Raw genomic sequence first — 24545 nt, forward strand, 5'->3', positions numbered from 1 at the left:
GACGAGGCTTGCCGTGGCGTTACTCGTCCATCAGTGCGGGTCTTCGTAGCGGGCGGCGATCGTGGCTGCGCGGTCACGCAGCGAGGTGCGCAACCACGGCGGGGCGAGGACTTCCGCGCCGGTGGCGAGCTGCCACAGCGCCCAGACGGCGTGTCTCGAATCTTGGAAGGTCACCTCCAGCCGCAGCCACCCGTCCGTGTCGTCTTCCTCGGCGAGGACGGCCAGCGCGGTGCCCACCAGTTCCTCCCGCCGCGCCGGGTGCACCCGTGCGAGAACGGCGACCTGGTCGCCGCCGGTCCGGAACCGCGTGCTGCGCTCTTGCCAGGCCCGGTCCAGGTCGACCCGGTCCGTCCGCTGTGCGGGTTCGTCGAGTTCCTCGGCGGCCAGGACCCGTGACAGCCGGTACGTGCGATCCGCGCCGGACCTGGTGGCCAGCAGGTAGCCCTGGCCGCGGACGGTGACCAGGCCGATCGGGTCCACCGTCCGCCACCGGGGGGTCTGGTCCACGGCCGCGTAGTGGATGCGCAGCTTGTGTCCGGCGAACACCGCGCGCCGGACCTCGGCCACTACCGCGTCGGGCACTTCCTCGGCGACCTGCCTGCGCGCGAGAAGGTCGGCCTCCGGATCGATGAGCAGTCGCCGGGCCGCGTCGGCCGCGGTGTCGCGATAGCTCGCGGGCAGCGCGTCGACCACCTTGAGCATGGCCGAGGCGAGTGCAGAGCCGAGACCGAACACCTGTGCCCCGCGCCGCGATCCGGCGACCAGGAGGGCGAGCGCCTCGTCGTGGTTCAGCCCGGTGAGCTCGGTCCGGAAACCGGGCAGCAGCGCGAAACCGCCGTGCCGGCCGCGTTCGGCGTAGACCGGGACCCCGGCCGCGGACAGCGCCTCGATGTCGCGCAGCACGGTCCGGGTGGACACTTCCAGCTCGCGGGCCAGCGCGGTCGCGGACAGCCGGCCGTGCCGGCGCAGCAGCAACACCAGCGAGACCAACCGGTCGGCACGCATACCAGGAACCTACCGAAATACACGACAGGGGATGTCGTGATTCGTTGGGAGGCTCTCACCACGACGTCAGAGAGCGGCCGCCGCGCCGGCGACGTCCGCACTGCCGACGAATCGACTGGAGCTGATAAGGCAATGGAGCGAACGACGATCAACCCGTGGACGTGGTCGGTGGACCTCGGCTACGACCAGGGCGAGGTCGCCTCCGGGCACACCCGGACCCTGTACTGCTCAGGACAGACCGCGATGAGCGCGGACGGCGAGCCCCAGCACGCCGGCGACATGGCGGCGCAGCTGGCACTGAGCATCGACAACCTGGAGGCCGTGCTCGGCGAGGCCGGGATGTCCCTGGTGAACCTCGTCCGCCTCAACGTCTACACCACCGACGTCGACCTGCTCTTCCAGCACTACGGCGTCCTGGCGGCGCGGCTGGGCGCCGCCGGGGTGGCGACCAGCACCACCCTGCTGGGAGTGACACGCCTGGCCATCCCCACCTTGATGGTCGAACTGGAAGGAACCGCCGTCGCCTGACGCGCCCCGTCACCGCTGCTGCTCGTGCCGGTTCATCCGGCACGAGCGGCAGGCGGCGGTCGATGCCCGCTGCCAAGACCGGACGTGAGAGAAGCGTCCCGGCTTCGGGTGGCTCGATGCCACCTTCCGCCGGGACGCCCTACTACCCGAGATCCACGAAGCTCCAGCTCAGTGAACCTCAGTTGTGCCGTCGTCGCTGTCGGACAGCGACGCTTCAGGCCTCAGAGCCGGCCCGCGGCACCGTCAGGTGACGGAAGGCGGGCGGCCGAGTGGGGTCCACCCACAGCGGGAACATCGGCCCTGCCCAGCGGGCGCAGCCGGTCCTTGTGGACCTCGGCGACGACGACCTTGTTGCCGTTCACCGCCTCGGCGACCTTGAAGTCGACCAGGAGGCTGGAGAGCCGGTAGGCCTCGACGCCGCTCATCGCCATGACGGTGACGAGGTAGTCGACGACCTCCTGGTTGGCGATCCTCATGGCCGTGTAGAGATCCGCGTGGATCCCCATGCACCAGACGTGATCGTCGTTCTCCGCGCGCGGGTACTTCAGGACGCCGCACTTGTGCACGATGAACTGGACGGTCACCGCCATCGAGTGCTCGATGGCGGTCTGGTCGACTTCGCCGTGACCTTGCGCGCCGTGGGTGTCGCCGATGTAGAACATACCGCCCGGCAGGAAGACCGGGAGGTACAGCGTCGAACCCGCGACGAGATCGCGAAAGTCCATGTTGCCGCCCCACCTGTCGGGTGGATTGGCGGAAACGATGCCGACCGAGGCCGGCGGCGCGACCGCCATGATCCCCGCGAACGGCCTGAAGGGGATCTCGATCCCGCCCTCGAAGGGGTAGAAGCGCTGATCGGGGTCGAGCCGGAACAGACGGGTGGATCGACTCTCCAGCAGATCGTCGAGCACCCCGCAGCCCGGGCCGGTGATGTTGACGCCGTAGGGAACGCGCGGCGAGACATCCAGAACGCGGATCTCCAGCACGTCGTCCGGTTCGGCGCCCTCGATGCCGATCGGCCCGGTGAGGACGTGGCTGCTGGTTCCCTTCGGGCGTGGCATCGTCGCCATTTCCAGCAGCTCGGGCAACACCTGGCCGGCGGGCACCCCCAGTGCCTCGAAGTAGGCGACCGGTCCCTCGGGGGCGGTCGTCCCGACCCAGCTGACGGTGTTGATGGTGACGCACGCACCGGACTTCACCGTCAGTACGGGTTCCGGGTCGGGGGTGAAGCGTCCCCAGCCCGCGGTCTTTCGACTGGTCTCCAGTACGACGGGCTTCGGCAAGCCGTCTCGGAGCCTGTCGGGCATCTCACTCATGCGAGACATCCCTTCTCTGGTTTTTTAGGCACTTGGCCTTACCGCCTTGTGCGGCCTTGCAGCGGAGACCGTCCGTCCCCCATCGCGCCTGGCAAGCTCGGCTGCGGCCGGGCGAGAAAAGGCTTCGGGCCTCATTCGGCAGCTTCATCAGGAGGGCGGCAATTCGTCCTTTGTGAGGTCAGCCGGGTGGTGATGAGCAAGGAGCGCCGGGCCCGTCGAGGGGCCCGGCGCTCCTTGGTGTCGTCCGCGGGGTGTCAGATGCGGGTCATCGTGGACTGGTATCCGCCGCCGCCCGGGTAGACCCACTCGCCGGTGAGGGACGAGCCGTCAGGACTGAAGGTGCCCTCGAAGTAGGCGGGGCTGCCTTTCGCGCCGCCCCAGATGGTCAGTTTGTCGCCGGTGAGCTCGTAGACGTAGTCGAAGGTGTTGCCGAACGAGTCGTAGTACCGCGACATCACGTCCTCGCCGGCGGGCTCGCCGAACGGGCGGAGGTTGCCGATCACTTCTATGCCGGTGGCGGGCTCGCCGAACTGGGTGAGGTCGACGTGCTGGAGCAGGAAGTAGCCGCCGGGCATCCACTCGTAGCGCACGGTCCCTTCGGCGCCGCCGGTGACCTTCCAGGTGCCGACCAGGCGGTCGAGGGCCTGCACCTCGGCGCTCGGCTGCTCGGTGTCGTTCGGGGTGGCCTCGGACATCGCGTCCTCCTCTGTGTGGATGTTCGCCGGTACCTCGGAGCGGCTGGACGATTTCGGACATGACGGTGGTGTGACGTAGGCCACTCCGCGCTGGTGTCGAGATCCGGGACGCGGCCCCGAGGTAGCGGCAAGACCCCATCGACGAGGAGATTCCATGGCCACCACCACCGCCGCCACCGCGCCTTCGGCCCAGGCCGCCCGCCGGACGTCCCGCGCGCTGATCGCCGGCGCGCTCGCCGGGCCGCTGTTCTTCGCCTCGGCCGTCACCCAGATGGTCCTGCGGGACGGCTTCGACATCACGCGGCACCCGATCAGCCAGCTCGCCACCGGTGAGCTCGGCTGGATCCAGATCGTCACGTTCGTGCTCGCGGGCCTGGGCGGCGCCGCCCTGGCCGTCGGCCTCAAGCGCACGATCACCGAGGGTGCCGGCCGGCGGGCGCTGCCCGTCCTCGTCGCGATCTTCGGGGTCGGTCTGGTCGCCGCCGGGCTGCTCCCGATGGATCCGGAGAACGGCTTCCCGGCGGGCACCCCGGAGGGGCCGGTCGCCCGCATGTCCTGGCACGGGGTCGCGCACTCGGTCGCGGCGGCCGTCGCCTTCACCGCCCTGGCCATCGCGGCCGTCGTGATGACCGTCCGGTGCGTGCGGCGGCGGGCCGTCCGGCCGGCCGTGCTGAACGGCGCCGCCGCGCTCGTCCTGCTGGTGCCCATGTCACCGGACCGCATGAGCCTGCAGATCGCCCTGAACGGCCTGGTCGCCTTCACCTGGACGACCGTCGTCGCGCTGGTTCTGCGCCGCCGGGACATACACCCCGGCTGACGTGGCTATACAACGGGAACCCGGCTCGCGCACCGTTGGACCAGCGCTGTTGAACCATGCGCACTGTTGAAACAGAGGAAAAATCATCATGAAGTACCTGCTGCTCAGCTATACACCCGCCGTCGCCTGGGACGCCGCTACCGCCGACACGCCGTCGGAGGAGGCGCTCGCCGCGTTCGCCGAGTACCAGAGGTTCGAGCAGGAGCTGATCGAGACCGGCGAGTTCGTCACCAGCGAGGGACTCGGTCACCCGGTGGTCAGCACCACGGTCCGCAGGGCACCGGACGGCGTGGTCGCCACCGACGGGCCGTTCGCCGAGCTCAAGGAGGTCCTGGCCAGCTTCGCCGTGGTCGACGTGGCCGGCCGGGAACGCGCCGTGGAGATCGCTTCGCGGATCGTCGAGGCGCTCGGGGAGCCGATCGAGATCCGGCCGATCATGGGGGAGGAGTTCACGGAATGAACGGCGACGTCGAGCATCTGCTGCGCACGGAGGCGCCCCAGGTGCTCGGCGCCCTGGTGCGGCGCTTCGGCCGCTTCGACATCGCCGAGGACGCCGTGCAGGAAGCGCTGCTGGCCGCGAGCAGGGACTGGTCCGCCCACGGCGTGCCGGAGGACCCGCGGAGCCGGCTGATCAGGATCGGCTACCGGCGGATGGTCGACCTGCTCCGCTCCGAACAGGCCCGGCGCCGGCGCGAGCACGAGGCCGGGATGACCGAGTGGGCCATGCAGGCGCCGGCCCGCCGGGCCGGTCCCCCGCAGGAGACCGATGACAGCCTCACCCTGCTGATGCTGTGCTGCCACCCCGCGCTGAGCACCACGTCCCAGGTCGCGCTCACGCTGCGCGCGGTCGGCGGCCTGACGACCGCCGAGATCGCGCACGCCCACGGCACGACCGAGGCCACCATGGGGACGCGGATCAGCCGCGCCAAACGGCAGTTGGCCCGCGCCGGCGCCCGCTTCACTCCCCCGACCGACGCCGACCGGGACGCCCGGATGGCCGCCGTGATGCAGGTGCTCTACCTGATCTTCAACGAGGGTTACACGGCCACGGCGGGCCGTGAACTCGCCCGCGTCGACCTGACCCGGGAAGCGATCCGGCTGACCCGCATGCTCCGTGCCTCGCTCCCCGACGACGCCGAGGCGACGGGGCTGCTGGCGTTGATGCTGCTCACCGACTCCCGGCGCCACGCGCGCACCGGCGCCGACCACGAACTGGTGCCGCTGGACGAGCAGGACCGCACGCGCTGGGACCCCGACCTGATCCGTGAGGGCACCGAGCTGATCGACGGCGTCTGGAACCGCGGCGCGGCGGGCCCGTACCGGCTTCAGGCGGCCATCGCCGCCGTGCACGCGGCGGCCGCGTCGCCGGAGGAGACCGACTGGCCGCAGATCGCGATGCTGTACCTGTGGCTCGAACGCCTCGCCCCCACCGCGCCGATCCGGCTCAGCCGCGTGGTGGCGGTCGCCCAGGCGTACGGACCGGCCCGGGGCCTGGCCCTTCTGGACGACGTCAACCACCGGCACCACCTGGACCGGGATCCCCTCACCCGGCAACGCGAACGCGCGGTCCGCGCCCATCTCCAGCAGATGACCGGCGACACCGCCTCCGCCGCCGACTCCTACCGCCAGGCGGCCGCCCTGACCGACAACGAGGTCGAGCGGCGCTACCTGCTCGACAAGGCCGCTCGCCTCAGCTGACCGCACGGCCGGCCTCTGCGAAGGACGGCGTCCGGCCGACGCGGGCACGACCGGGGTGAGTCGAGTATCGAGATATCGTGGTCTGTCGGTTCGACTGGAAGGGGATGGGCTGATGGCCGCGGCGGCGGGGCTCGGGCCGGAGGAACTGATCGAGGCGTTCAAGGCCCTCGGCAACCCTGCCCGTCTGCAGATCATGCAGTGGCTGAAAGACCCCGAGAGGCACTTCGGCGACTGGGAGCCGATCGCGGACCGCCGGGCGGTCGGCGTGTGCGTCACGCACATCCAGGCGAAGGCGGGGCTCGCCCAGTCGACCGTCTCCAGCTATATGAGCACGCTCGAACGGGCCGGGCTCGTGCGTCCCACCCGGGTGGGCAAGTGGACCCACTACCGGCGGGACGAGGAGCGGCTGGCACGGCTGGCGGAGGCGCTCGCCGTCACCATCTGATTGACGAATCGCGATATGTCGATATGATTTCCTCATGTCGACCCCGGACACTGCTCCCGTTGCCCTGATCGTCCACGCTCATCCCGAGCCCCGCTCGTTCACCACCGCCCAGATGACCACCGCGGCTCAGGCCCTGCGCGACGCCGGGTACCGCGTCGACGTCCTCGACCTGTACTCGGACGCATGGGCTCCGACCCTTGCCCGCGACGACTTCGCATCGGTGGAAGGCCACTTCAAGCCGCAGGCCGAGCAGATGCGCGCGGTCAAGGACGGGACGCTCGACGCCACCGTCCAGGCCCACCTCGACCGCCTGCTGGCCGCCGACCTGCTGGTGCTGTCGTTCCCGATGTGGTGGTTCTCGCTGCCCGCCGTCCTCAAAGGATGGGTGGACCGGGTCTTCGCCATGGGCGCGGTCTTCGGAGGGGAGTACGGCCTCTTCAGCGACGCGGCGCTCGCCGGCAGGCGAGCGATGCTGCTGTTCACGACCGGCGGTTCCGGTGAGTCGTTCCAGCCTGGCGGCGCCTTCGGCTCCATGGACGACTTCCTGTTCCACATCCACCGCGGAATGCTGGAGTTCGTCGGCTACCAGGTGCTCGATCCCGTGGTCACCTACGGCCCCGCCCACATGACCGACCAGGAACGCGCAGCGGCGCTGGAGACCGTCAGAGAGTCCATCACGCTCGTCACGGCGGATCCCAGGTCACGCGACGCTTCCTTGGTGTGAGTCCGGTCATTGGTGTGAGTCCGGACGCCGCCGGGCCGTACCGTTCACCCGTCCGCTTGAGCATGTCCTACTTTTTCCTGTAATCGGGGGGAGGGCGGCGGGGTCTCTTCTGACGTGGCCGAGCGGTTCGGTCCGGTGGCGCGAAGGGATGCGGATGGACGGCGGCGAGGAGCGGCTGGTCGCGGCGGCGCAGGCGGGCGACGCGGCGGCGAGGGAACGGCTGGTGTCGACCTGCCTGCCCCTGGTGTACAACGTCGTCGGCCGGGCGCTGGACGGCCACGCGGACGTGGACGACGTCGTCCAGGACACCATGCTGCGGATGCTGAACGGCCTCGGCGGCCTGCGCGACCCGTCGCGGTTCCGGTCCTGGCTCGTGGCGATCGCGATGAACCAGGTGCGGCGGCGCTGGTCGGCGAACCGGAGACGTCCCGCCGTCGGCCTGGACGCGGCGCACGAGATCCCCGATCCCGGCGGCGACTTCGTCGAGATCACCATCGTCCGGCTCGGGCTGTCCGGACAGCGCAAGGAGATCGCCGAGGCCACCCGGTGGCTGGACCCGGCCGACCGCGACCTGCTCTCGCTGTGGTGGTTAGAGGTTTCGGGCGAGCTGACGCGCACCGAGCTGGCCGCGGCCCTGGACGTGAAGCGGCGGCACGCGGCCGTGCGCGTGAACCGGATGAAGGAGCAGCTGGAGACGGGACGGTTGGTGGTCCGCGCGCTCGCGGCGACGCCGCCGTGCCCGGGCCTCGCCGAGCTGACGGCCTCATGGAACGGACGGCCCACGCCGGTGTGGCGCAAGCGGATAGCGCGGCACGCACGCGGATGCGACGCCTGCCGCGCGCACCGGCACACGCTCGCCCCGGCCGAGGTGCTGCTCGCGGGCATGGTCCTCGTCCCGCCCCCGGCCCACCTGTCGGCGGCGGAGCTGGCGAACGTCAAGCTCTCGGGCGCGGACGCCGCCCTGCACGCGGCGCGCGGCGCCCGCACCGCGGTGATCGCCGGGACGGCCGCGGTCGTGGCGGCCGCCGTCGCCGTCTGGTTCCTCGCCGTACCCGACCACGAGCGGCGCCCGTCCGCCGCTCCCCCGAGCACGCCCGTGGCCACCCCGAGTGCGACGCGGGCCTCCCCCGAACGGCCGTCGCCCACTCCGTCCAAGACCCGCCGCTCGCCGGGGCCCCGCAAGACGTCCGCGGCGCCCCTCGGCCCGGGACGCCAGGTCATCCGGCTCGCCAACCTCCAGCGGGCCCGGCACGGCTGCCGGCCCCTGCGCGAGAATCCGATGCTGACCAGGGCGGCCCAGAGGCACTCCGCCGACATGGCCGCCCGGCGCGTGCTCTCCCACGACGGCGCGGGCGGGCAGGACCCGGGCGCCCGCATCACCGCCGCCGGATACCGGTGGCGGGCCTGGGCGGAGAACATCCAGCAGGGCGCCGCCACGCCGTCCTCGGCGGTGTCGAGCTGGATGACCAGCTCCTACCACCGCGCCAACATCCTGAACTGCGCCTACACCGAGATCGGCGTGGGCGTCGTGTCCGGCTCCGGCGGCCCCTGGTGGACGCAGGACTTCGCCTCGCGGCAGTGAGGCGTGCGCGCCGGGGCGACCCGCGGCGGCCCCGGCGCGCGCGCACCTCAGCGGGTGCCGAAGTTCTGCGTCCAGTACGGCGTCCCGGACTTGAGCGTCACGCCCACGCCGATGTTCTTGAACCGGCAGTTCAGGATGTTGGCGCGGTGCCCGGAGCTGTTCATCCAGGCGGACATGACGGCGGCGGGCGTCCGCTGGCCGTACGCGATGTTCTCGCCGTAGGTGGACCAGCGGTAACCGGCGGCGGTGATCCGGTCGCCGGGGTTCTTGCCGCTGGGGTTGGTGTGGTCGAAGAAGTCGCGGGCGACCATGTCGTCGGAGTGGCCCTGCGCGGCGGCCTGGAGCCGGGAGTCGACCGTCAGGGCGCCGCAGCCGTTCTTGGCGCGCTCGGCGTTGGTCAGGGAGACGACCTGCTGGGCGAGCGTGCCGCCGCCGCTTCCCCCGCTACCGGGCGCCGTGGAGCGGGGCGCCGGTGTGGTCGGCCGCTTCTTCTTCGGCGGACGCTTCGTGGTGTGCTTCGCGGGCCTCTTCGCCACGGTCGAGCGTTTCGCGGTCTTGGCGGCCTTGGGTTCTGCGCCCGTCACGTTCGTCTTGGCGGAGGACGGGGCGGGTGCAGGTGCCGCGTGGTCGGCGACCGGCCGGGAATCGGCCGGGGCGTCGGAAGAGCCGGTCACGCCGTAGGCGACCCCCGCCGTCAGGGCGAGCACGCCCGCGCTCGCGCCGACGGCGGCCCACCACCGCCCGCTCGGACGCGTCGCGCGTCCGTAGCTCCCGCGACGCGTTCGGGGGCTCCGCCTCGACCCCGCGCTGTTCCTCTCGCTCACGTCAGCCTGCCTTCCGGGTTTCCAGGGATTTGTCGGACACCTGGGAGACTCGGCCGCTCCATACGGATAACAGAAACTAAGTCCGGAATCCGAAAAACGTGGCTTACCTGCGGAAACGGCTCGGCAGCCGGCGAGCTTCGGCGGCTGCGGACGTCCGGGCTCGCGTTCGTCGTGGAGGGAGAGAACGGTCGGGGCGCGATCGCAGCCGAAATAAAGCGCTTTCACTCACTGAGATCTTGCGTATTCTCCTCGTGACCCCTGGGGACGGCGACGGGAGGGACGCGGGATGAGCGGACGCGGAGGCGGGGCGCGGTGAATCCGTACGGAGGAGGACAGGCGCCGGGACCGGGGTGGCAGCCCGGACCGCCGCCGCAGGGCCCGTGGCAGCCGCAGGGTCCGTGGCAGCAGCCGCAGGGTCCGTGGCAGCCGGCTCAGAGGCGCCGGCTGACCTTCGGACGTCTCTTCAATCCGTTCGCCGTGGGGACCGCGGTGTTCACGCCGTCCCGGCCGGACCGTGTGCACGACCCGGCGGTGAAGAAGGTGCAGGTCTGGCGAACGATCGTCGGCCTGGTCGCCGTCACGTGGATGCTGTTCTCCTATGGGCTGGCATCGGACGCCGACGCCGTCATGGACGATCGCTTCGGCCAGATCCGTACCACCCTCATCACGCTGGCGGTGACGTTCCCCGTCGCCGTCGCGGTCTTCGTCGCGGCGGCCCGCCCGCCCAACCGGCGCATCTTCCTGCGCCGCGCCGCCAAGCCCGCCGGGGCGCTGCTCGCGCTGTTCGTCACGCTCGGCACGCCGAGACTGATCACGGGGCGGGGCTGGGTGACCGAGGACACGAACTGGACGGCGTCACCGGGGCGGGTGGTCCTGCTGTTCGCGATCGGCGCCTTCCTGCTGTGGCTCGGCCCCTTCGGCCTCTACGGCATCGTGCAGTCGCTCGTGCACGTCTTCCGGACGGCGGACCTCCACGAGACGGTTCCACCGCTGCTCGCAACACTGCTCGTCTGGGAGGTCGCCGTCGTCGACCTGTTCCAGGGCGCCTACGCCGGTGTGCCGCTCGGGGTACGGGTGGCCTTCATCCTGGGAGCCCCGCTGTCCGTCACCGCCGTGGCGATGTGGGAGTTGCGGCGGCTGCGCACGCGGCACGGCATCACCCTGCGCGGAGCGCTCCGCCGCTGATGGTGTTGGTCCCGCCGTTCAGCCGGGTGGAGGTGATGCTCGTTCCGGCCCTGCTCGCACGGTCCGCGTCCCGGACCCCTCCCGGCTCTTTCGGCCGAGGCGCACAATGCGGGTAGGAGAGGGGCGGTGCGAAGAATGGAACGCGAGCACTACGGTCGCCTTCTGCGGCTCGCCTACCTGACACTGGACGACGGGGACCACCCGCTCTCGCGCGCTCGCCGGGCGGCCGCCGGGGCCATGCGGGTGCGGCGCGGCGGTTATCCGGCCATGCGGGCGCGGCTCGTCGCGATCCTGCTCACGGACCCGCCGACCGGGCGGCACCGGCTGCACGGCCTCCTCTTCGAGCCCGCGCGGATCGGGCCGGGTCCCGTCCGGGCGGCTCTGCTGGAATCTCCGCGGCATGAGCGGCTCGCCTACCTGCTGCGCCGGGACGGTCTCACCGCTCCCGAGGTCGTCGCGGAGCTGAGCGTCCATCTCCCGGTCGGCTTCGGGGACGTGGACCGGATCATCGATGCCGTGGACGGCCGGACGGACATGGACGAGGCCGCGCAACGGGCCGAGATCGAGGCGTTCGAGCCCGACCTCGTGCGGCTGCGCCCGCCGCTCGCCGTCCCGTCCGCGAGACGTGCCGCCGTGGCGGGCGTGGTCGCGGTGGCGCTGCCGGCGGTCGCCGGGGCCGTTTTCGTCCGGATGGACGATGGGCGCGGCGCACCCGCCGTGGTCGGTCCCCATGCGTGGCGGGCGAGCGGTGCGCCCACCGTCGACGAGTGGCCCTCCCAGGGCGGGCTTCTCCACGACGCGAGGCTGCTGCGGCGGGCCGCGGACGCCTGGCGGGACGACCGCCGCGATCCGCCGCTCGGCCGCGTCGCCGTCCTGTACGCCGGGACGGTGGACGGGGCGTCCCTGGTCGTGCTGCGCGACTCCCCCGGCCCGCGGGACACGCCCAGCGTGGCGCAGTATTTCGAGCGGCGGAGATCGCGGGGCGTGGAGTCGGTCCGCAAGCTCGGGACCGACGCGGGGCAGCTCGTCATGGTGGGCATGACGTGGCGCTACCTCGTGCCGCCATGGCTGCGGGACGTGCGAGTGGCGGTACCGTCCGGCCGGGCTCCGGACTGGCGGCCGGTGGCCGTCCGGGACGGGCTGAGCGCTCCGCTGCCGTGGCACTGGTTCACGCCGCGCTGCCAGAACTATCTGGTGTTCCAGATGACGGCCGGGTCGTGGACGGTCACCCAGCTCGCCTCGAACGATCCACGGTCCGCGGCGCCGCGCGTGTGGTTCCGGGACCCGCCGGAGCAGGGGGAACGGTCCAGGTGGGCGGCGTTGAACGCGGTCGCCTGTTCGGGGGCGGCGACGCTGAGCGAGTCGGGCGACCTGCGGCTGGGGCGGCTCTGGAGCGGCGAACTGCCCGACGGCGGCGGCCGGGCGACCCTGCTGACGGTGGACGCGTCCACGCCGTGGGGCGCTCCGGGCCGCTCGATCCTGATCTCCGAGGACGGGCAGGCGCTGTCCGAGCGGGGCGGGACGAACAGCGACCACACCTCGTCCGGCGAGACGGCGGCCGCCGCGGTGTGGTGGCGGTCGTCCCGGCGCTGGCATCTGCTGGCCGCGGCCGGGCCCGGCGTCGCGCGGCTGAAGTCGGTCGGTGAGCTGGGCTCCCATGAGGACGCGGCGGACCGGCGGGGCGGGTCTCCCCTGCTCGTGGTACCGGGCCCGCGCGCCGGCGCCGCGGCCCGCCTGCCGGTCGTCCAGGTCGTGGCGTACGAGCCGGACGGAGACCGCACGGTCGTCACCCCTCGGTGACGGGACCCGGAGCGTCGGCGGTCACTTGAGGTTGGCGGTGAGGGTCCCCTCGGCGCCGAAGAGCTCCTCGCGCCAGCGTTCCAGCACGTCGGTGCTGTCGAAGTCGTCCGGGTGGAAGCCGGGCCTGTTGTAGGCGCGCAGGCGCCGGATCACCTCGCGCTTGAGGAACGGGGAGTGCCGGAGCGCGGCGAGGCTGCGGCGCAGCCGTCCCGGACGGTAGGTGGCGGGGTCGCCCAGCAGCGAGATGAACGTGCCGGTGACCATGAGGAACAGGAACCCGGCGCTGATGACCCGCATGGTCCGGACGCGTGTGCGCTCGGTGCCGCCGACCTGCCGGAAGACGTCGAACGCGACGGCCTTGTGCTCGGACTCCTCCAGCGCGTGCCACAGCAGGATCGACCGGACGCTGGTGTCGCCGAGCAGCTCCTGCGCGCGGGGGTCGGTGAGGAGGCACTCGGCCGCGGTCGCGGTGTAGTGCTCCAGCCCGGCGGTGAAGCCGAGGCGGACGATCGGCGGCAGGAAGCGGTCGGCGAGGCGCAGGTCGCGCCGGACGACGGCGGAGATCCGATGGGTCGGGTAGCCCATCGCGCGCAGGGTCTTGTTGAGGTGGTCGTGCTCGCGGCCGTGGACGACCTCCTGCCCGATGAACCCGCGCACCTGCGCGGCGAGCTCCGGGTCGGTGATGCGGTCGCGGTAGTGCCGCACCGACCGGACGAAGAAGTCCTCGCCCGGCGGGAACGTCGCCGACAGCAGGGCCACGAGGTGGCTCATGACGAGGTCGCCGTCCACGTAGTGGCGGCGCAGGGATCCCTTCGGGTGGTCGAAGGCGACCCGGCGGGTCTGGATGGCGTGCTGGGTCATGCGGACTTCTCCTCGGACGCGGGGGACGTGTGGGGGGCCGAGTAGACGTAGTCGTCCAGCGGGAACGTGCGGGCGGCGTGCGCGGCCTGCGCCGCGCTCGTCGGCCGCAGGTAGGGGGTGTCGCCGTGATGGTCGAAGTAGTAGCTGTTGGCGGTCGCGCAGCCGTTGGTCGCCCACAGCGAGCCGGCGAGCCGCTCGCGCATGCGGTTCGTCCAGCGCTCGGTCGGCTCGGGACGCACCTCCACCGAGGTCGCGCCCCGGCGGCGGGCCTCCTGGATCACGCGGACGACGTGGGCCGAGGTCGTCTCGACGAGCTGGTGCCAGGTGCCGCCGACCCAGCCGTACGGCCCGAACATCATGAAGTGGTTGGGCAGCCCGGGGATGCTGATGCCCTCGTAGGACGCGAGCCGGTTCTCCGTGTAGAACGTCGCGAGATCGAAGCCGTCGCGGCCGCGCACCGGGGTCCGGCGGTAGACCTCCGGGTCGCTGGCCAGGCGGAACCCCGTCGCGAGGACGATGGCGTCCACGTCGCGTTCGCGGCCGTCCACGGTGCGGACGCCCGTGGGGGTGACCCGGTCGATGGCGTCGGTGACCAGGGCGACGTTCGGGCGGTTGAAAGTCCTGAGGTAGGTGTTGGAGACGGACGGGCGCTTGCAGCCGAGGCCGTAGCCGGGCGTCAGCCTCCGGCGCGTGTCGGGGTCCTTGACCTGCGTCCGGTACCAGAGTGATCGGGCCAGCCGCGCGCCCCCTTGCGCGAGGTAGGGCGCCTTGCCGTGCCCGACGACCAGGTCGACCAGGATCTTCTCGACGCCGCGTGTGGCGGTGCGGCGTATAGCGTCCTGGAGGCGCGGGGCGCGCCGGAACAGCCACCGCACCGGGCTCGGGACGGGCGCGTCCAGCTTCGGGCCCACCCAGATCGGGGTGCGCTGGTAGACGTCGAGGCGAGCGGTCCGGGACGCGATCTCCGGGACGATCTGGACGGCGCTGGCGCCCGTCCCGACGACCGCGACCTGCTTCCCGGTCAGGTCGTAGCCGTGGTCCCAGCCGGACGAGCGCAGCACCGTGCCGGTGAAGTCGTCGAGGCCCGCGATGCCGGTCGGTTTGGGATCGACGAACGCGCCGATCGCGCTGACCACGAAACGGGCCGTCACCTCCCCGGCGGGCGTCCGCAGGCGCCAGAGCCCGGCGCCCTCGTCCCAGACGCGCTCGGTGACCTCGGTGCGCAGGCGGACGTGGCGGCGCATGCCGTACCGGTCGGCGAGCCGGTCGAGGTACTCCTTGACCTCGGAGCCCGGCGCGAACACCCGGCTCCAGCGCGGGTTGAGGGCGTAGCTGAACTGGTACGCCTGCGCGGGCACGTCCACGCCGATGCCGGGGTAGACGTTGTCGCGCCACGTCCCGCCGATGTCCCCGGCGCGCTCCAGGATGACGAAGTCGTCGATGCCGGCGCGCTGGAGCGCGATCCCCATCCCGATCCCGCTCAGCCCGGCCCCGATGATCGCGACCTCGGCGTCCGGCACGGCGCACCTCCTACTATTGGAGCACTTGTCGAATATACCCCTGGAGGTCCACCCCGCCAGGTGTCGTCAGGTACACCCCCGCTCGGGTTCTGGGCCCAGTGCCGCCGGGGGCGCCCGCCGGAAAGCTTGATCACGTTCAGCGGACGACCTTCCAGGAGGAACCCATGTCGCGGATGTCCCTCACCGCCTCGCTCGCCTCGGCCACCGCCCTGATCGCCGGGGCGGCCCTCGTCGCCGCCCCGGCGGCGAGCGCCGCCCCGTCCCGCGGCCCGCACGGGCTCGACCGGAAGGTGAAGGCCGCCGCCGACCGGCTCGTCGCCGACGGCGCGCCCGGCGTGATCGTGATGACCCGCCGCGGCGGGCACGTCTCGCATGTGACCTCGGGCGTGTCCGACAAGGCCACGGGCGCGCCGATGGACCACCGGCTGCTGTTCCGGATCGCCAGCGTGACCAAGTCGTTCACCTCGACGGTCGTGCTGCAGCTCGCCGCCGAGCACCGGCTGTCGCTGGACGACACCGTGGACAGGTGGCTGCCCGGCGCCGTCGCGGGCCACGGCAACGACGGCTCGAAGATCACCATCCGGCAGCTGCTCGCGCAGACCAGCGGCCTGAACGACTACACGCCCGATCCGCGAGTGATGTCCGACCCCACGCGGGCCTGGACGCCGGAGGAGCTCGTCGCGATCGCGATGGAGAAGCCGCCGCAGTACGCGCCCGGGACGAGCTGGAACTACTCCAACACCAACTACGTCCTGGCCGGGATGATCATCGAGAGGGCGACCGGACGACCGGTGGGCACCGAGTTCCAGCGGCGCATCTTCACGCCGCTGCGGCTGCGGCACACGTCCTACCCGACGACCGATCCCTCGTTCCCCGGCCGGTACGTGCACGGGTACTACTACGACTACGGGGACGTGAGCACGCAGATCAGCCCGTCCAGCGCGCGGACGTCCGGCGGCATCGTCAGCACGGTGGACGACGTGGCCCGGTTCCACCGCGCCCTGTTCACCGGCAGGCTGCTGCCGCCGAAGCAGATGCGCGAGATGCGGAACGTCCGGCCGGTCGACGACGACGGGGTCGTGGAGGACTACGGCCTCGGCGTCGCCCGCATCAGGTTCTCCTGCGGGTACGCGTGGGGCCACGACGGCGGCTTCCCCGGCTACCGGACCTGGACCTACACCAGCGCCGACGGACGCAGCCAGGCCGTCATCACCTACAACGAGTCCAAGCTGGAGTACGACAAGACCTTCCGGGCCGACCTCGCCAAGGCCGCCGACACCGCCTTCTGCGCCTGATTCCGGTTCCTTGGGCGGCGTCCCGGCGTCTGCCCGAGGAACCGTCACGGCGGGTGTGCTCGGTTATAAGCAGATGAGCAGCGATCGCAGGGTTTTGTTCCTCCGCCCTACAGAAGAAGGGTGCGCGCGGTGCGTACGGTCGGGACGTCCCGCGCACAGCCGGGCAGACGGAGGTGTGCCGATGAACAGTACCGAGGTGTGCCGATGAACCGAGCCCTCGCCTCCGGCGTTCCCGCCGCGCATCTCCCGCCGCGGCTCGCCGAGCTGATCCGGCCGGAGCTGCCGAGCCTCGCCGAGGAGATCGTCGCCGAGATCCGCCGCGCCATCCCCGAGTACGCGCGGCCGCTCGACGGCCCCTACGGCCACGTCCTGCGACTCGGCGTCGAGCGCAACCTGGCCGCGTTCGCCGAGCGGATCGCCGCGCCGTCCGGGTCGCCGGCCGGCGACGACCCCGCCGGGACGGCGCGGATGCTCGGCCAGTACGAGGCCCACGAGGGGCGCAGCATGGACAGCCTCCAGGCCGCGTACCGGATCGGCGGGCAGGTCGCGTGGCGCCGCGTCATGAAGGTCGCGCCGCGCCACGACATCTCCTCGGCCGTGCTGTCGCGGCTGGCCGACGCGCTGCTGGCCTACATGGACGAGCTGGCCGCGCAGTCGCTCGACGGCTACCTGCACGCCAAGGCGCGTCCCATCCTCGCCCTCGACGAGCGGCGCCGGCGGCTGCTGCGCCTCCTCCTCGCCGTTCCCGGCCCGGACGGCGCCGATCTCCAGGAGGCGGCGGACGGGGCCGGGTGGCCGCTGCCGGACGAGGTCACGCTGGTCGCCGTCGAGCCGGAGGCCCCCTGCGCCTGGACGGCGCTGGACGAGGACGTCCTCGCCGAACTGGAGTGCCCGGAACCGCACCTGCTCCTGCCCGGTCCGTTCACCCCCGGGCGCCGGGCGATGCTGGACGAGGCGCTCCCGGGCCGCCGGATCGCGGTCGGCCCCGCCATGCCGACAGGCCAGGCCGCGGACTCCCTGCGCTGGGCGCGGCAGGCGCTCGGCCTCGCGCTCGACGGCGTCCTCGACGGGCCGGTGACGCTGTGCGAGGAGAACCTCGTCACGCTGTGGCTGCTGTCGGACCCCGCACTGGTCGAGCAGCTGACCCGGCGGCGCCTCGGCATCCTGGACGGCATGACCCCGGGCCAGCAGGACCGCCTGACCGAGACCCTGCGGACCTGGCTCGTCACCCGCGGCACGGCCGCCGAGATCGCCGAGCAACTGAACATCCACCCACAGACCGTCCGGTACCGGATGCGCAAGATCGAGCAGACCCTCGGGGACGCGCTGGCCGACCCGGAGGCCCGGTTCGGCATCGAGGTCGCGCTCCGCGCCGCCCATCTGCGGTCGCGCCGTCCCGCCCCCGCCCCGCACCATCCGGCGGTGGGGCGCCGCACGCCCGCCCGCCCGCGCAGTCTCCGACATTTGCGATGATCTGCGGGTGAACATCACGAAGCGGACCCGTATCCGCCTGATCGGCGCGGCGGGCGCCGCCCTCGGCACGCTCGGCCTCGGCGCGTGCGGCTCCGCCGCCGTGCCCGCCGCGGGGCACGGCTCGGGGTCCGCCACGGGGCCGGGCGCCGCGACACCGGCGCCTCCCACCATGCCGTCGGTGCAAGAGCTGCCCTCGTCGCCCACCCCGCCTCCTTGCACGCCGGAGGGCATCGCCGTCTCGATGAACGAGCCGGACAGCGCGATGGGCCTGCGCGCGGCGCAGATCGAGCTGAGCAACTGCGGGCGCCGCCCGTACCTGCTGAACGGCTACCCGGCACTGCGCGTCCTGGACGAGAGGCGGCAGCCGTTCGACGTGACGACTGTGCGCGGCACGAAGGAGGTCAAGGACGCCGGGCCGAAGCCGCTGACGATCCGTCCGGGCCGCAAGGCCGTGTTCGTGATCGTCTGGCGGAACAGGGTCACCGATGCGAACACGGTGGCGGTGGCCGGGAAGTACCTGGAGGTCCGCCCGGCACCCGGGCGGCCCGTCGTGATCGTTCCGGCCAACGGGCCGATCGACCTCGGTACCACGGGACGCCTGGAAGGGACCGCCTGGCGGCTCCCGACCCCGTGACTCAGCGAGGCGGCGCCTGGATCTTGCCGATGCCGAGCGTGTTCTGCGCGGGCATCAGGCCGGTCTCCAGCACCTTCACCAGGATCGGCATCGTGAGCTGCGCCAGCCGCTCGGCCTTGGCGGCGCCGAGCGTCCGCCACGGCTCGTGGGCGAGGTCGTCGGTCGTCCGCTCGACGTCGTCGCGCAGCTCACGTCCGCGGTCGGTCGCGGCGCCGTCCGCGTCGACCAGCCCGCGGGACGCGAGGCGGTCGCGGGCGGCGGCCCACTCCTCGCCCGTCCAGCCGCGGCTCGCGAACGTCTCCACGGACGCGGCCCCGACGGCGGCGAACGACACCAGCGCCTCGACCGGGTCGAGCCCGCGGGTGAGGAGCGCGGCCACGTGCCCGTCCCCGCGCTGCTCGCGCAGGATGCCGATGGCGTGCCACAGGACGAGGTGCGGCTCGTCCGGCCAGGGCAGGTCGGCGTTGGCGGCGGCGAGCGGGCGTCCGGCGGTGCTCGCGGCCTCGGCGGCGGCGCGGGCCAGCTCGGCGGCCTCGGCCAGGTCCGGGCCTGCGATGCCGTCGCCGAGGAGCGTCCGGTACATGCGGTCGACGGCGCGCATACGGGCTTCCAGAACGCGGTCGGGCGGCGCGACCGTCCAGGCGGCGGGGACGTGCTCGGCCACCATGCGCGGGCTGAAGCTGTAGAAGGCGGACGACACGGCCTGGCCGCCCGCGGCGCCGAGCGGTGCGGCGCGCCAGGCGAAGTAGCTCGGCCAGCGCGTCTCGACGTCATAGCCGAGCCCCCGCGCCTCGGCGAAGACCTCGGGGGAGTACCAGAACAGGGCGTGCACGGGTTCGAGCTGGTGCCACATCTGCCGTGCGAAGCCGGGATCTTCCGCCATCACGCGGTCCTCTCTCTCGGGATCACCTCCACTCTATCTTGACATTGCCTAGATTGACACTGCCCAGCTCGGTGCCGCTTTGGCGGGTCTCCCGGTTCCGCCCGCGGTCCGGTGCGACCGGCCATCCGCCGGGGGGCGCGCTGATCTCGGACGGCGGCACGGGCGGCGCCCCGCCCGGACGGGACGGCGGCACCGCGGGACGCGGGTGCGGCCGGGACGGCAGGACGGCCGGCCGCTCGCGCGGCCCGCCCGATCCGGGGGACGTCCGGCCGCGGGGAGCGAGCAGGGCCCGGCGTTCGTGGCGGGGGAACGCCAGCAGTGCCAGGACGGCCAGCCCGACGCCCGCGGCCCGGAGCCAGAACGGACCGGCCTCGCGCGGCCACGGCTCCGCGTACAGCAGCGTGGCCGACAGCAGCAGGTGCGTCTTCGCCGTGACCGTGACGACGGTGACGATGACGGTGAGGCGGCAGCGCTGGAGGCCGATCGACAGCAGCCCGACGCCGAGCACGCCCGCGAGCAGGAACAGGTACGGGTGCGGCGAGGACGGCACGTCCGCCGCCCGGCCCGCCGCGAACATCATCGCCATGCCCTGCCCGAAGACCTCGGTCGCGCCGAGCAGGACGCCCGCGCCGATGCCGTAGGCGATGCCCGTCAGCGGGCGCGCGTGCCGGCCGCCGACCGCGCGGTCGCGCACGCAGAACATCCACAGCGGGACGGCCAGCGAGGGACCGCACACCAGCGCGGCCTTCCACAGCGGCAGCGCGGCCGCCGCGGCGCCGATGCGGTGCGACGCCGCCCCGCCGTGGCCGGGCAGCCCCGGCAGCACCGACAGCGCCGCGGTGACCATGGCGGCGACCGTGATGAGGACGGCGAGCCACTCGCGCGAGGTGGGCCGCTCGCCGAAGCCGCTCATCCCGACGGCCAGCAGCAGGACGAGGCCGAGCCCGTAGGCGGGCAGCGTCGCCGCGACGGGCAGGGCGACCAGCGCGGTGGCGGAGAGTCCGAAGCCCGCCATCAGCACCGCGAGCCCGGCGAGCCAGCGCGGGCTCCGCACGAGCAGTCCGGCGGCGTGCAGCGGATGGCGGCCCGAGAGCGGGCTCATCCGCCCGGCGGCCGTCTTGAACAAGACATACGCGACGATGTAGACGACCTGCGCAGCGCAGGCGAGGACGACCGCGTGCATGCGTTCCTCCCAGGGGTGGGAGCCCCAGCGTGACATGGGGAAGGTGTGCGGTGATTCTGGCCGGAAGACGGAGAAGTTCCCGGTTTTGTGCGCCCGGGTGAGTAGTGCCCCACGCGACGGAGATGTTTTTCATGATGTGCGGTTGAAGCGGCGACTCCTGTCGTAAGCTCCGCCACCTAGGCCGACCTGTCACGGAAAGGCCGAAGATCAAAGCGTACGTCGCGTTACCCGGTCACTCAGTGCAAGTGAATGATTGCGGAGCGCTACTCGAACCGAGTGTGGTGATGCAGTGACCGAGGGGATGGAACGGCTCGGCGAACCGATCGGCTTCACCGGGGAGGGCGACGGCGGCCGCCGCGCCCGCCGCGCCGTCCGCGAGCGCGCCGCGAAGGTCTTCGCGGACGAGACGCTCCTCGACGACGTCGAGCTGATGACCGCCGAGGGCGTCGCCAACGCCATCCTGCACGGTTCCGGCCTCATCAGCGTCACGATCGCCACCGACGGAAGGCGCCTGCACGTCGAGGTGTCCGACGACGGCCCCGCCCAGTCCGACCCCAACGGCCCGCCCCGCCTCGACCACGGCCGCGGCCTCACCGTCATCGACGCCCTCGCCGACGAATGGGGCCTGGACCAGACCCCCCACCGCACCCGCCTCTGGTTCATCGTCGACGGCCGCCGCCCCTCCGCCGCCGTCTGACCCCGTCAAGGGTGGAGGGCGCGGCGGAGGACCTTGCCGGTGGGATTGCGGGGCAGGGCGTCCAGGAAGTGGACGTCGCGCGGGACCGCGTAGCGGGCCAGGTGGTCGCGGACGTGGGCGCGGACGGCGTCTCCGTCGAGGGTCTCGCCCTCGCGCAGGACGACGAACGCGGCGGCGCGCTGGCCGAACTCCTCGTCCGGGACGCCGATCACGGCGACCTCCCGTACCTGCGGCAGCTTCTCCAGCACCTCCTCGATCGCGCTGGGGAAGACGTTCTCCCCGCCCGAGACGATCATGTCGTCGTCGCGGCCGTGCACGAAGAGCCGGCCCTGCCCGTCGAGGTGGCCGATGTCTCCGAGGCTCATCAGGCCGTCGCGCATCTCCTTGGTGCCGCCGCTGGTGTAGCCGGCGAACAGCAGCTCGTTCGCGGCGAAGATCCGGCCCGTGGTGCCGGGCGGGACGGGGTCGCCCGCGTCGTCCAGGACCGCGACCCGCGTCCCGGGCGGCGGCGTGCCCGCGGTGTCGGGGCGGGCGCGCAGGTCGGCGGGCGTCGCGATCGTCACCCAGGACGCCTCCGTCGACCCGTAAAGGTTGTAGAGGACGTCGCCGAACCCGTCCATGAAGGCGGTGGCGAGCGTCGCGGGCAGCGCCGAGCCGCTGACGGCCGCGATCCGCAGCGCGGACGTGTCGTGCTCGCGGCGCGCGGCCTCCGGGACGTCCAGGACGCGTTGCAGCATGACCGGGACCGCGACCAGCGCGGTCGCGCGGGTCTGGTCGATCGTGCGCAGCGTCTGCTCGGGATCGAACCGGGCCCGCAGGACGATCGTGGCGCGCAGCGAGACCGCGATCTGGAGCATCGCGTAGCCCCAGGTGTGGAACAGCGGAGCCTCGATGAGCATCCGCTCGTGCACCCGGTAGGGGATGCGGGACAGGATCGACGCCAGCGGCGACAGCCCGGGGCGCGAGTGCCGGTCGGCGCCCTTGGGGCGGCCGGTCGTGCCGGAGCTGAGCACGATCGTCCGGCCCGCTCTCTCCGGGGGGCCGATCGGCGCGGCGGGCGCCGTGACGATGAGGTTCTCCAGCTCCGAGCCCGTCCCGCCCGCGGTGACCACCCGCACGGTCGTCGGCACGGCCGCGATGAAGCCGGCGAACTCCGCGTCGGCGATCACCACCTCGACCTCCTGCTGCCGCACGACGGTCACGAGCTGCTCGGTGCTCATCCCGGTGTTGAGCAGGACGAGGTCGGAGCCGCGCTTGCTGCACGCGACGAGCGCCTCGACCATGCCGCGGTGGTTGCGGCACAGGACGGCGACGCGCGGCGCGGCGCGGGAGCCGGGGCCGCAGAGGGCGGCCGCGAGACGGTCGGTGCGGGCGTCGACCTCGCCGTAGGTCAGCTCCCCGGCGTCGTCGACGATCGCGACGGCGCCGGGGTCGCGGGCGGCGGCGGAGGCGAGCGTCCCGCCGAGCAGGGTGCCCCAGCGGCGCAGGGCGCCGAGCTGGCGGGCGACCCTCAGCGGCGGTCCGGGACGCCACAGGCCGCTGCGGGCGAACATCCCGCCCGCCCGGCCGACCGACACCGCGCGGCGCCCGAACTCCGATCGTCCGCTCATCTGCCGCCTCCGGGGTACGGGGTTGGGGGTACCGACCGTACGGACGGAGGCTCTCGTCCTCTTCTGACTTGGCCCAGCTCTTCGACCGGGCTTTTGTCAGGAGCCTGACAACGCGCGGCCCTCCGCGGCGGGCGCGGGGACGTCCTGCTTCGCGGGTTCCGACGAGCCCCCGAGGTCGAGGCTGTCGCGCAGCGTCACCGGCTTGAGGAGCGCCGCCGCGACGATGCCGACGACCGCGATCGCCGCGGAGATCAGGAAGATGTGGCCGGTGGCGTCGCCGTAGGCGGCCCGGACGATCTCCTGGACGGGCGCGGGCAGCGCGCGGATGTCGAGGGTGCCCGCGTCGCCGCCGCCCGCGCCGGGGCTCACCCCGAGCCTGCGCAGCCCGTCGGCGATCCGGTCCGCGACCTGGTTCGCCAGGACGGCGCCGAGCACCGAGACGCCGACCGTCCCGCCGAGGGAGCGGAAGAACGTGACCGTCCCGCTCGCGGCGCCGATCTCGTCCAGGCGCACCGAGTTCTGCACGACGAGGACGAGGTTCTGCATCGTCATGCCGACTCCGGCGCCGACCAGGAACATCGCGGCGCCGATGAAGACGAGCGAGGTCTGGTGGTCGATGGTGGCCAGCAGGCCGAACCCGGCGGTCAGCACGACCGTCCCGATGAGGATGTAGGGCTTGACCTTGCCGGTCCTGGAGGCGAGCCGCCCGGCCACGGTGGACGCGCCGAACACGCCGAGCATCATCGGGAAGGTGAGCAGGCCCGCCTTGGTCGGGCTGTAGCCGCGCCCGATCTGGAAGTACTGGCCGAGGAAGACGGCGCCGCCGAACATCGCCATGCCGACGGCGAGGCTGGCCGTGATGGCGAGCGCGGTGTTGCGGCGCGCCACGATGTCCAGCGGGACGATCGGCTCCGCCGCGCGGGACTCGACCCACACGGCCGCGGCGAGCAGCGCGACGCCGGAGCCGGCCATCGCGGCCGTCTGCCACGACGCCCAGGCGAAGTTCTCGCCGACGAACGTGACCCAGATCAGCAGCACGCTGACGCCGGCGGCGATGAGCGTCGCGCCCACGTAGTCGATCTTGACGTTCGGCCGCCGGACGTGCGGGAGCCGCAGGGTCTTCTGCAGCAGCCCGAAGGCCACGACCGCGAACGGCACGCCGATGAAGAAGCACCAGCGCCAGCCGAGTGCGGAGTCGACGATGAGCCCGCCGAGCAGCGGCCCGCCGACCGTGGCGACGGCCATCACGCCGCCGAGGTAGCCGTAGTAGCGGCCCCGGTCCCGCGGACTGATCATCGCCGCCATGATGATCTGGACGAGGATCTGCAGCGCTCCGACGCCGAGGCCCTGCACCGCGCGGAACGCGATGAGCTGCGCGGTGCTCTGCGCGAACCCGGACGCCACCGACGCCAGGACGAAGATGCCGACGCCCGCCTGGAGCAGCGTCTTCTTGTCATAGAGGTCGGCCAGCTTGCCCCAGATCGGGGTACTGGCGGTCGACACGAGCAGCGTCGCGGTGACGACCCAGGTGTACTGCGACTGGCTGCCCTTGAGCGCACCGATGATCTGCGGCAGCGCGGTGGACACGACGGTGCTGCTCAGCATCGCAACGAACAGCACCAGCAGCAGGCCGCTGAGCGCTTCGAGGATCTGGCGATGCGACATCGGGGCCGATCTCGCGGGGACCTGCTCGGTCAAGGAACGCCTCCGGGTGAAGTGGGCCACGGCGAGGTGGGCCTCTCCGGGTGAAGTGGGAACGAGGGGATCAAC

The 24545-nt window shown here is 72.4% G+C and carries 23 protein-coding genes; 13 read left to right on the forward strand and 10 right to left on the reverse strand.

Annotated elements, in window-relative coordinates; translation table 11 throughout:
* Positions 1 to 30: 30 nt before the first annotated feature.
* Positions 31 to 1005 (reverse strand): WYL domain-containing protein, encoded by a 975-nt coding sequence (locus tag AB0H37_RS06435; RefSeq protein ID WP_360611758.1) that lies wholly within the window; start codon positions 1003 to 1005, stop codon positions 31 to 33.
* 132 nt (positions 1006 to 1137) lie between these two features.
* Between AB0H37_RS06435 and AB0H37_RS06440 the strand changes: the two genes are divergently transcribed.
* Positions 1138 to 1533: a RidA family protein gene (locus tag AB0H37_RS06440; RefSeq protein WP_360611759.1), complete on the forward strand. Its 396-nt coding sequence runs from the start codon at positions 1138 to 1140 to the stop codon at positions 1531 to 1533.
* 221 nt (positions 1534 to 1754) lie between these two features.
* Here the strand turns inward: AB0H37_RS06440 and AB0H37_RS06445 are convergent, their stop codons facing one another.
* Positions 1755 to 2849, reverse strand: a complete 1095-nt coding sequence (locus AB0H37_RS06445; RefSeq protein WP_329096546.1) for an acetamidase/formamidase family protein — start codon at positions 2847 to 2849, stop codon at positions 1755 to 1757.
* Positions 2850 to 3103: 254 nt separating this feature from the next.
* A complete protein-coding gene (locus tag AB0H37_RS06450; RefSeq protein ID WP_360611760.1) occupies positions 3104 to 3544 on the reverse strand; it encodes a hypothetical protein in 441 nt (146 codons plus the stop codon).
* Between the two features lie 154 nt (positions 3545 to 3698).
* On the opposite strand from AB0H37_RS06450, the gene AB0H37_RS06455 reads away from it, so the two are divergent.
* The 6 genes from AB0H37_RS06455 to AB0H37_RS06480 all read left to right on the forward strand — a co-directional run bounded on the left by AB0H37_RS06455 (position 3699) and on the right by AB0H37_RS06480 (position 8810).
* On the forward strand, positions 3699 to 4361 hold the full coding sequence (locus AB0H37_RS06455) for a DUF998 domain-containing protein (protein ID WP_360611761.1): 663 nt from the start codon (positions 3699 to 3701) through the stop codon (positions 4359 to 4361).
* Between the two features lie 88 nt (positions 4362 to 4449).
* The gene (locus tag AB0H37_RS06460) at positions 4450 to 4821 is read left to right on the forward strand and encodes a YciI family protein (protein ID WP_179831884.1); all 372 of its coding nucleotides are present in this window, start codon (positions 4450 to 4452) and stop codon (positions 4819 to 4821) included.
* A complete protein-coding gene (locus tag AB0H37_RS06465) occupies positions 4818 to 6059 on the forward strand; it encodes a DUF6596 domain-containing protein (RefSeq protein ID WP_329096549.1) in 1242 nt (413 codons plus the stop codon). Before AB0H37_RS06460 ends, AB0H37_RS06465 begins: the two co-directional genes overlap by 4 nt.
* Positions 6060 to 6171: 112 nt before the next feature.
* Positions 6172 to 6504: a metalloregulator ArsR/SmtB family transcription factor gene (locus tag AB0H37_RS06470; RefSeq protein ID WP_179831882.1), complete on the forward strand. Its 333-nt coding sequence runs from the start codon at positions 6172 to 6174 to the stop codon at positions 6502 to 6504.
* 34 nt (positions 6505 to 6538) lie between these two features.
* Positions 6539 to 7228, forward strand: coding sequence for an NAD(P)H-dependent oxidoreductase (locus tag AB0H37_RS06475; protein ID WP_360611762.1), 690 nt, complete (start codon positions 6539 to 6541; stop codon positions 7226 to 7228).
* A 154-nt stretch (positions 7229 to 7382) separates the two neighbouring features.
* The gene (locus AB0H37_RS06480; RefSeq protein ID WP_360611763.1) at positions 7383 to 8810 is read left to right on the forward strand and encodes a sigma-70 family RNA polymerase sigma factor; all 1428 of its coding nucleotides are present in this window, start codon (positions 7383 to 7385) and stop codon (positions 8808 to 8810) included.
* Between the two features lie 47 nt (positions 8811 to 8857).
* Here the strand turns inward: AB0H37_RS06480 and AB0H37_RS06485 are convergent, their stop codons facing one another.
* Positions 8858 to 9634: a CAP domain-containing protein gene (locus AB0H37_RS06485; protein WP_360611764.1), complete on the reverse strand. Its 777-nt coding sequence runs from the start codon at positions 9632 to 9634 to the stop codon at positions 8858 to 8860.
* A 477-nt stretch (positions 9635 to 10111) separates the two neighbouring features.
* Here AB0H37_RS06485 and AB0H37_RS06490 point away from each other — a divergent pair, with 477 nt between their 5' ends.
* Both AB0H37_RS06490 and AB0H37_RS06495 read left to right on the forward strand, forming a co-directional pair.
* Complete coding sequence (locus AB0H37_RS06490) at positions 10112 to 10819, forward strand: hypothetical protein (protein WP_360611765.1); 708 nt, start codon at positions 10112 to 10114, stop codon at positions 10817 to 10819.
* A gap of 126 nt (positions 10820 to 10945) precedes the next feature.
* Positions 10946 to 12619, forward strand: coding sequence for a hypothetical protein (locus AB0H37_RS06495; protein WP_360611766.1), 1674 nt, complete (start codon positions 10946 to 10948; stop codon positions 12617 to 12619).
* Positions 12620 to 12640: 21 nt separating this feature from the next.
* On the opposite strand, the gene AB0H37_RS06500 is transcribed toward AB0H37_RS06495, so the two are convergent.
* A complete protein-coding gene (locus AB0H37_RS06500) occupies positions 12641 to 13480 on the reverse strand; it encodes a metal-dependent hydrolase (RefSeq protein ID WP_329096564.1) in 840 nt (279 codons plus the stop codon).
* Positions 13477 to 15000, reverse strand: a complete 1524-nt coding sequence (locus AB0H37_RS06505; protein ID WP_360611767.1) for an NAD(P)/FAD-dependent oxidoreductase — start codon at positions 14998 to 15000, stop codon at positions 13477 to 13479. The genes AB0H37_RS06500 and AB0H37_RS06505 overlap by 4 nt, the downstream gene beginning before the upstream one ends.
* A 164-nt stretch (positions 15001 to 15164) precedes the next feature.
* On the opposite strand from AB0H37_RS06505, the gene AB0H37_RS06510 reads away from it, so the two are divergent.
* From AB0H37_RS06510 to AB0H37_RS06520, 3 genes are all read left to right on the forward strand, one after another.
* Positions 15165 to 16295 carry a serine hydrolase domain-containing protein gene (locus AB0H37_RS06510; protein ID WP_360611768.1) on the forward strand — a complete coding sequence of 377 codons (1131 nt, stop codon included), beginning with the start codon at positions 15165 to 15167 and terminating at the stop codon, positions 16293 to 16295.
* 204 nt (positions 16296 to 16499) lie between these two features.
* Positions 16500 to 17768 (forward strand): helix-turn-helix domain-containing protein, encoded by a 1269-nt coding sequence (locus AB0H37_RS06515; RefSeq protein WP_329096570.1) that lies wholly within the window; start codon positions 16500 to 16502, stop codon positions 17766 to 17768.
* Between the two features lie 7 nt (positions 17769 to 17775).
* Positions 17776 to 18402: a DUF4232 domain-containing protein gene (locus AB0H37_RS06520; protein WP_360611769.1), complete on the forward strand. Its 627-nt coding sequence runs from the start codon at positions 17776 to 17778 to the stop codon at positions 18400 to 18402.
* A 1-nt stretch (position 18403) separates the two neighbouring features.
* Here the strand turns inward: AB0H37_RS06520 and AB0H37_RS06525 are convergent, their stop codons facing one another.
* Both AB0H37_RS06525 and AB0H37_RS06530 read right to left on the reverse strand, forming a co-directional pair.
* Complete coding sequence (locus AB0H37_RS06525; RefSeq protein WP_360611770.1) at positions 18404 to 19285, reverse strand: hypothetical protein; 882 nt, start codon at positions 19283 to 19285, stop codon at positions 18404 to 18406.
* A 22-nt stretch (positions 19286 to 19307) separates the two neighbouring features.
* A complete protein-coding gene (locus AB0H37_RS06530) occupies positions 19308 to 20468 on the reverse strand; it encodes a hypothetical protein (protein ID WP_329096574.1) in 1161 nt (386 codons plus the stop codon).
* Positions 20469 to 20757: 289 nt separating this feature from the next.
* Here AB0H37_RS06530 and AB0H37_RS06535 point away from each other — a divergent pair, with 289 nt between their 5' ends.
* A complete protein-coding gene (locus AB0H37_RS06535; protein WP_329096576.1) occupies positions 20758 to 21165 on the forward strand; it encodes an ATP-binding protein in 408 nt (135 codons plus the stop codon).
* A gap of 5 nt (positions 21166 to 21170) precedes the next feature.
* On the opposite strand, the gene AB0H37_RS06540 is transcribed toward AB0H37_RS06535, so the two are convergent.
* Both AB0H37_RS06540 and AB0H37_RS06545 read right to left on the reverse strand, forming a co-directional pair.
* Positions 21171 to 22775, reverse strand: coding sequence for an AMP-binding protein (locus AB0H37_RS06540; protein WP_360611771.1), 1605 nt, complete (start codon positions 22773 to 22775; stop codon positions 21171 to 21173).
* Between the two features lie 96 nt (positions 22776 to 22871).
* A complete protein-coding gene (locus tag AB0H37_RS06545; protein ID WP_360611772.1) occupies positions 22872 to 24440 on the reverse strand; it encodes an MDR family MFS transporter in 1569 nt (522 codons plus the stop codon).
* Positions 24441 to 24545: the final 105 nt, after the last annotated feature.

Source organism: Actinomadura sp. NPDC023710 (assembly GCF_040639875.1).
Taxonomy (GTDB): domain Bacteria; phylum Actinomycetota; class Actinomycetes; order Streptosporangiales; family Streptosporangiaceae; genus Spirillospora; species Spirillospora citrea.

What these genes read in the sequence shown, in the direction of transcription:
- AB0H37_RS06435 (WP_360611758.1), bottom strand. Translation starts at nt 1,005, where the DNA reads ATGCGTGCCGACCGGTTGGTCTCGCTGGTGTTGCTGCTGCGCCGGCAC.
- AB0H37_RS06440 (WP_360611759.1), top strand. Translation starts at nt 1,138, where the DNA reads ATGGAGCGAACGACGATCAACCCGTGGACGTGGTCGGTGGACCTCGGC.
- AB0H37_RS06445 (WP_329096546.1), bottom strand. Translation starts at nt 2,849, where the DNA reads ATGAGTGAGATGCCCGACAGGCTCCGAGACGGCTTGCCGAAGCCCGTC.
- AB0H37_RS06450 (WP_360611760.1), bottom strand. Translation starts at nt 3,544, where the DNA reads ATGTCCGAGGCCACCCCGAACGACACCGAGCAGCCGAGCGCCGAGGTG.
- AB0H37_RS06455 (WP_360611761.1), top strand. Translation starts at nt 3,699, where the DNA reads ATGGCCACCACCACCGCCGCCACCGCGCCTTCGGCCCAGGCCGCCCGC.
- AB0H37_RS06460 (WP_179831884.1), top strand. Translation starts at nt 4,450, where the DNA reads ATGAAGTACCTGCTGCTCAGCTATACACCCGCCGTCGCCTGGGACGCC.
- AB0H37_RS06465 (WP_329096549.1), top strand. Translation starts at nt 4,818, where the DNA reads ATGAACGGCGACGTCGAGCATCTGCTGCGCACGGAGGCGCCCCAGGTG.
- AB0H37_RS06470 (WP_179831882.1), top strand. Translation starts at nt 6,172, where the DNA reads ATGGCCGCGGCGGCGGGGCTCGGGCCGGAGGAACTGATCGAGGCGTTC.
- AB0H37_RS06475 (WP_360611762.1), top strand. Translation starts at nt 6,539, where the DNA reads ATGTCGACCCCGGACACTGCTCCCGTTGCCCTGATCGTCCACGCTCAT.
- AB0H37_RS06480 (WP_360611763.1), top strand. Translation starts at nt 7,383, where the DNA reads ATGGACGGCGGCGAGGAGCGGCTGGTCGCGGCGGCGCAGGCGGGCGAC.
- AB0H37_RS06500 (WP_329096564.1), bottom strand. Translation starts at nt 13,480, where the DNA reads ATGACCCAGCACGCCATCCAGACCCGCCGGGTCGCCTTCGACCACCCG.
- AB0H37_RS06510 (WP_360611768.1), top strand. Translation starts at nt 15,165, where the DNA reads ATGTCGCGGATGTCCCTCACCGCCTCGCTCGCCTCGGCCACCGCCCTG.
- AB0H37_RS06515 (WP_329096570.1), top strand. Translation starts at nt 16,500, where the DNA reads ATGAACCGAGCCCTCGCCTCCGGCGTTCCCGCCGCGCATCTCCCGCCG.
- AB0H37_RS06525 (WP_360611770.1), bottom strand. Translation starts at nt 19,285, where the DNA reads ATGGCGGAAGATCCCGGCTTCGCACGGCAGATGTGGCACCAGCTCGAA.
- AB0H37_RS06530 (WP_329096574.1), bottom strand. Translation starts at nt 20,468, where the DNA reads ATGCACGCGGTCGTCCTCGCCTGCGCTGCGCAGGTCGTCTACATCGTC.
- AB0H37_RS06540 (WP_360611771.1), bottom strand. Translation starts at nt 22,775, where the DNA reads ATGAGCGGACGATCGGAGTTCGGGCGCCGCGCGGTGTCGGTCGGCCGG.
- AB0H37_RS06545 (WP_360611772.1), bottom strand. Translation starts at nt 24,440, where the DNA reads ATGTCGCATCGCCAGATCCTCGAAGCGCTCAGCGGCCTGCTGCTGGTG.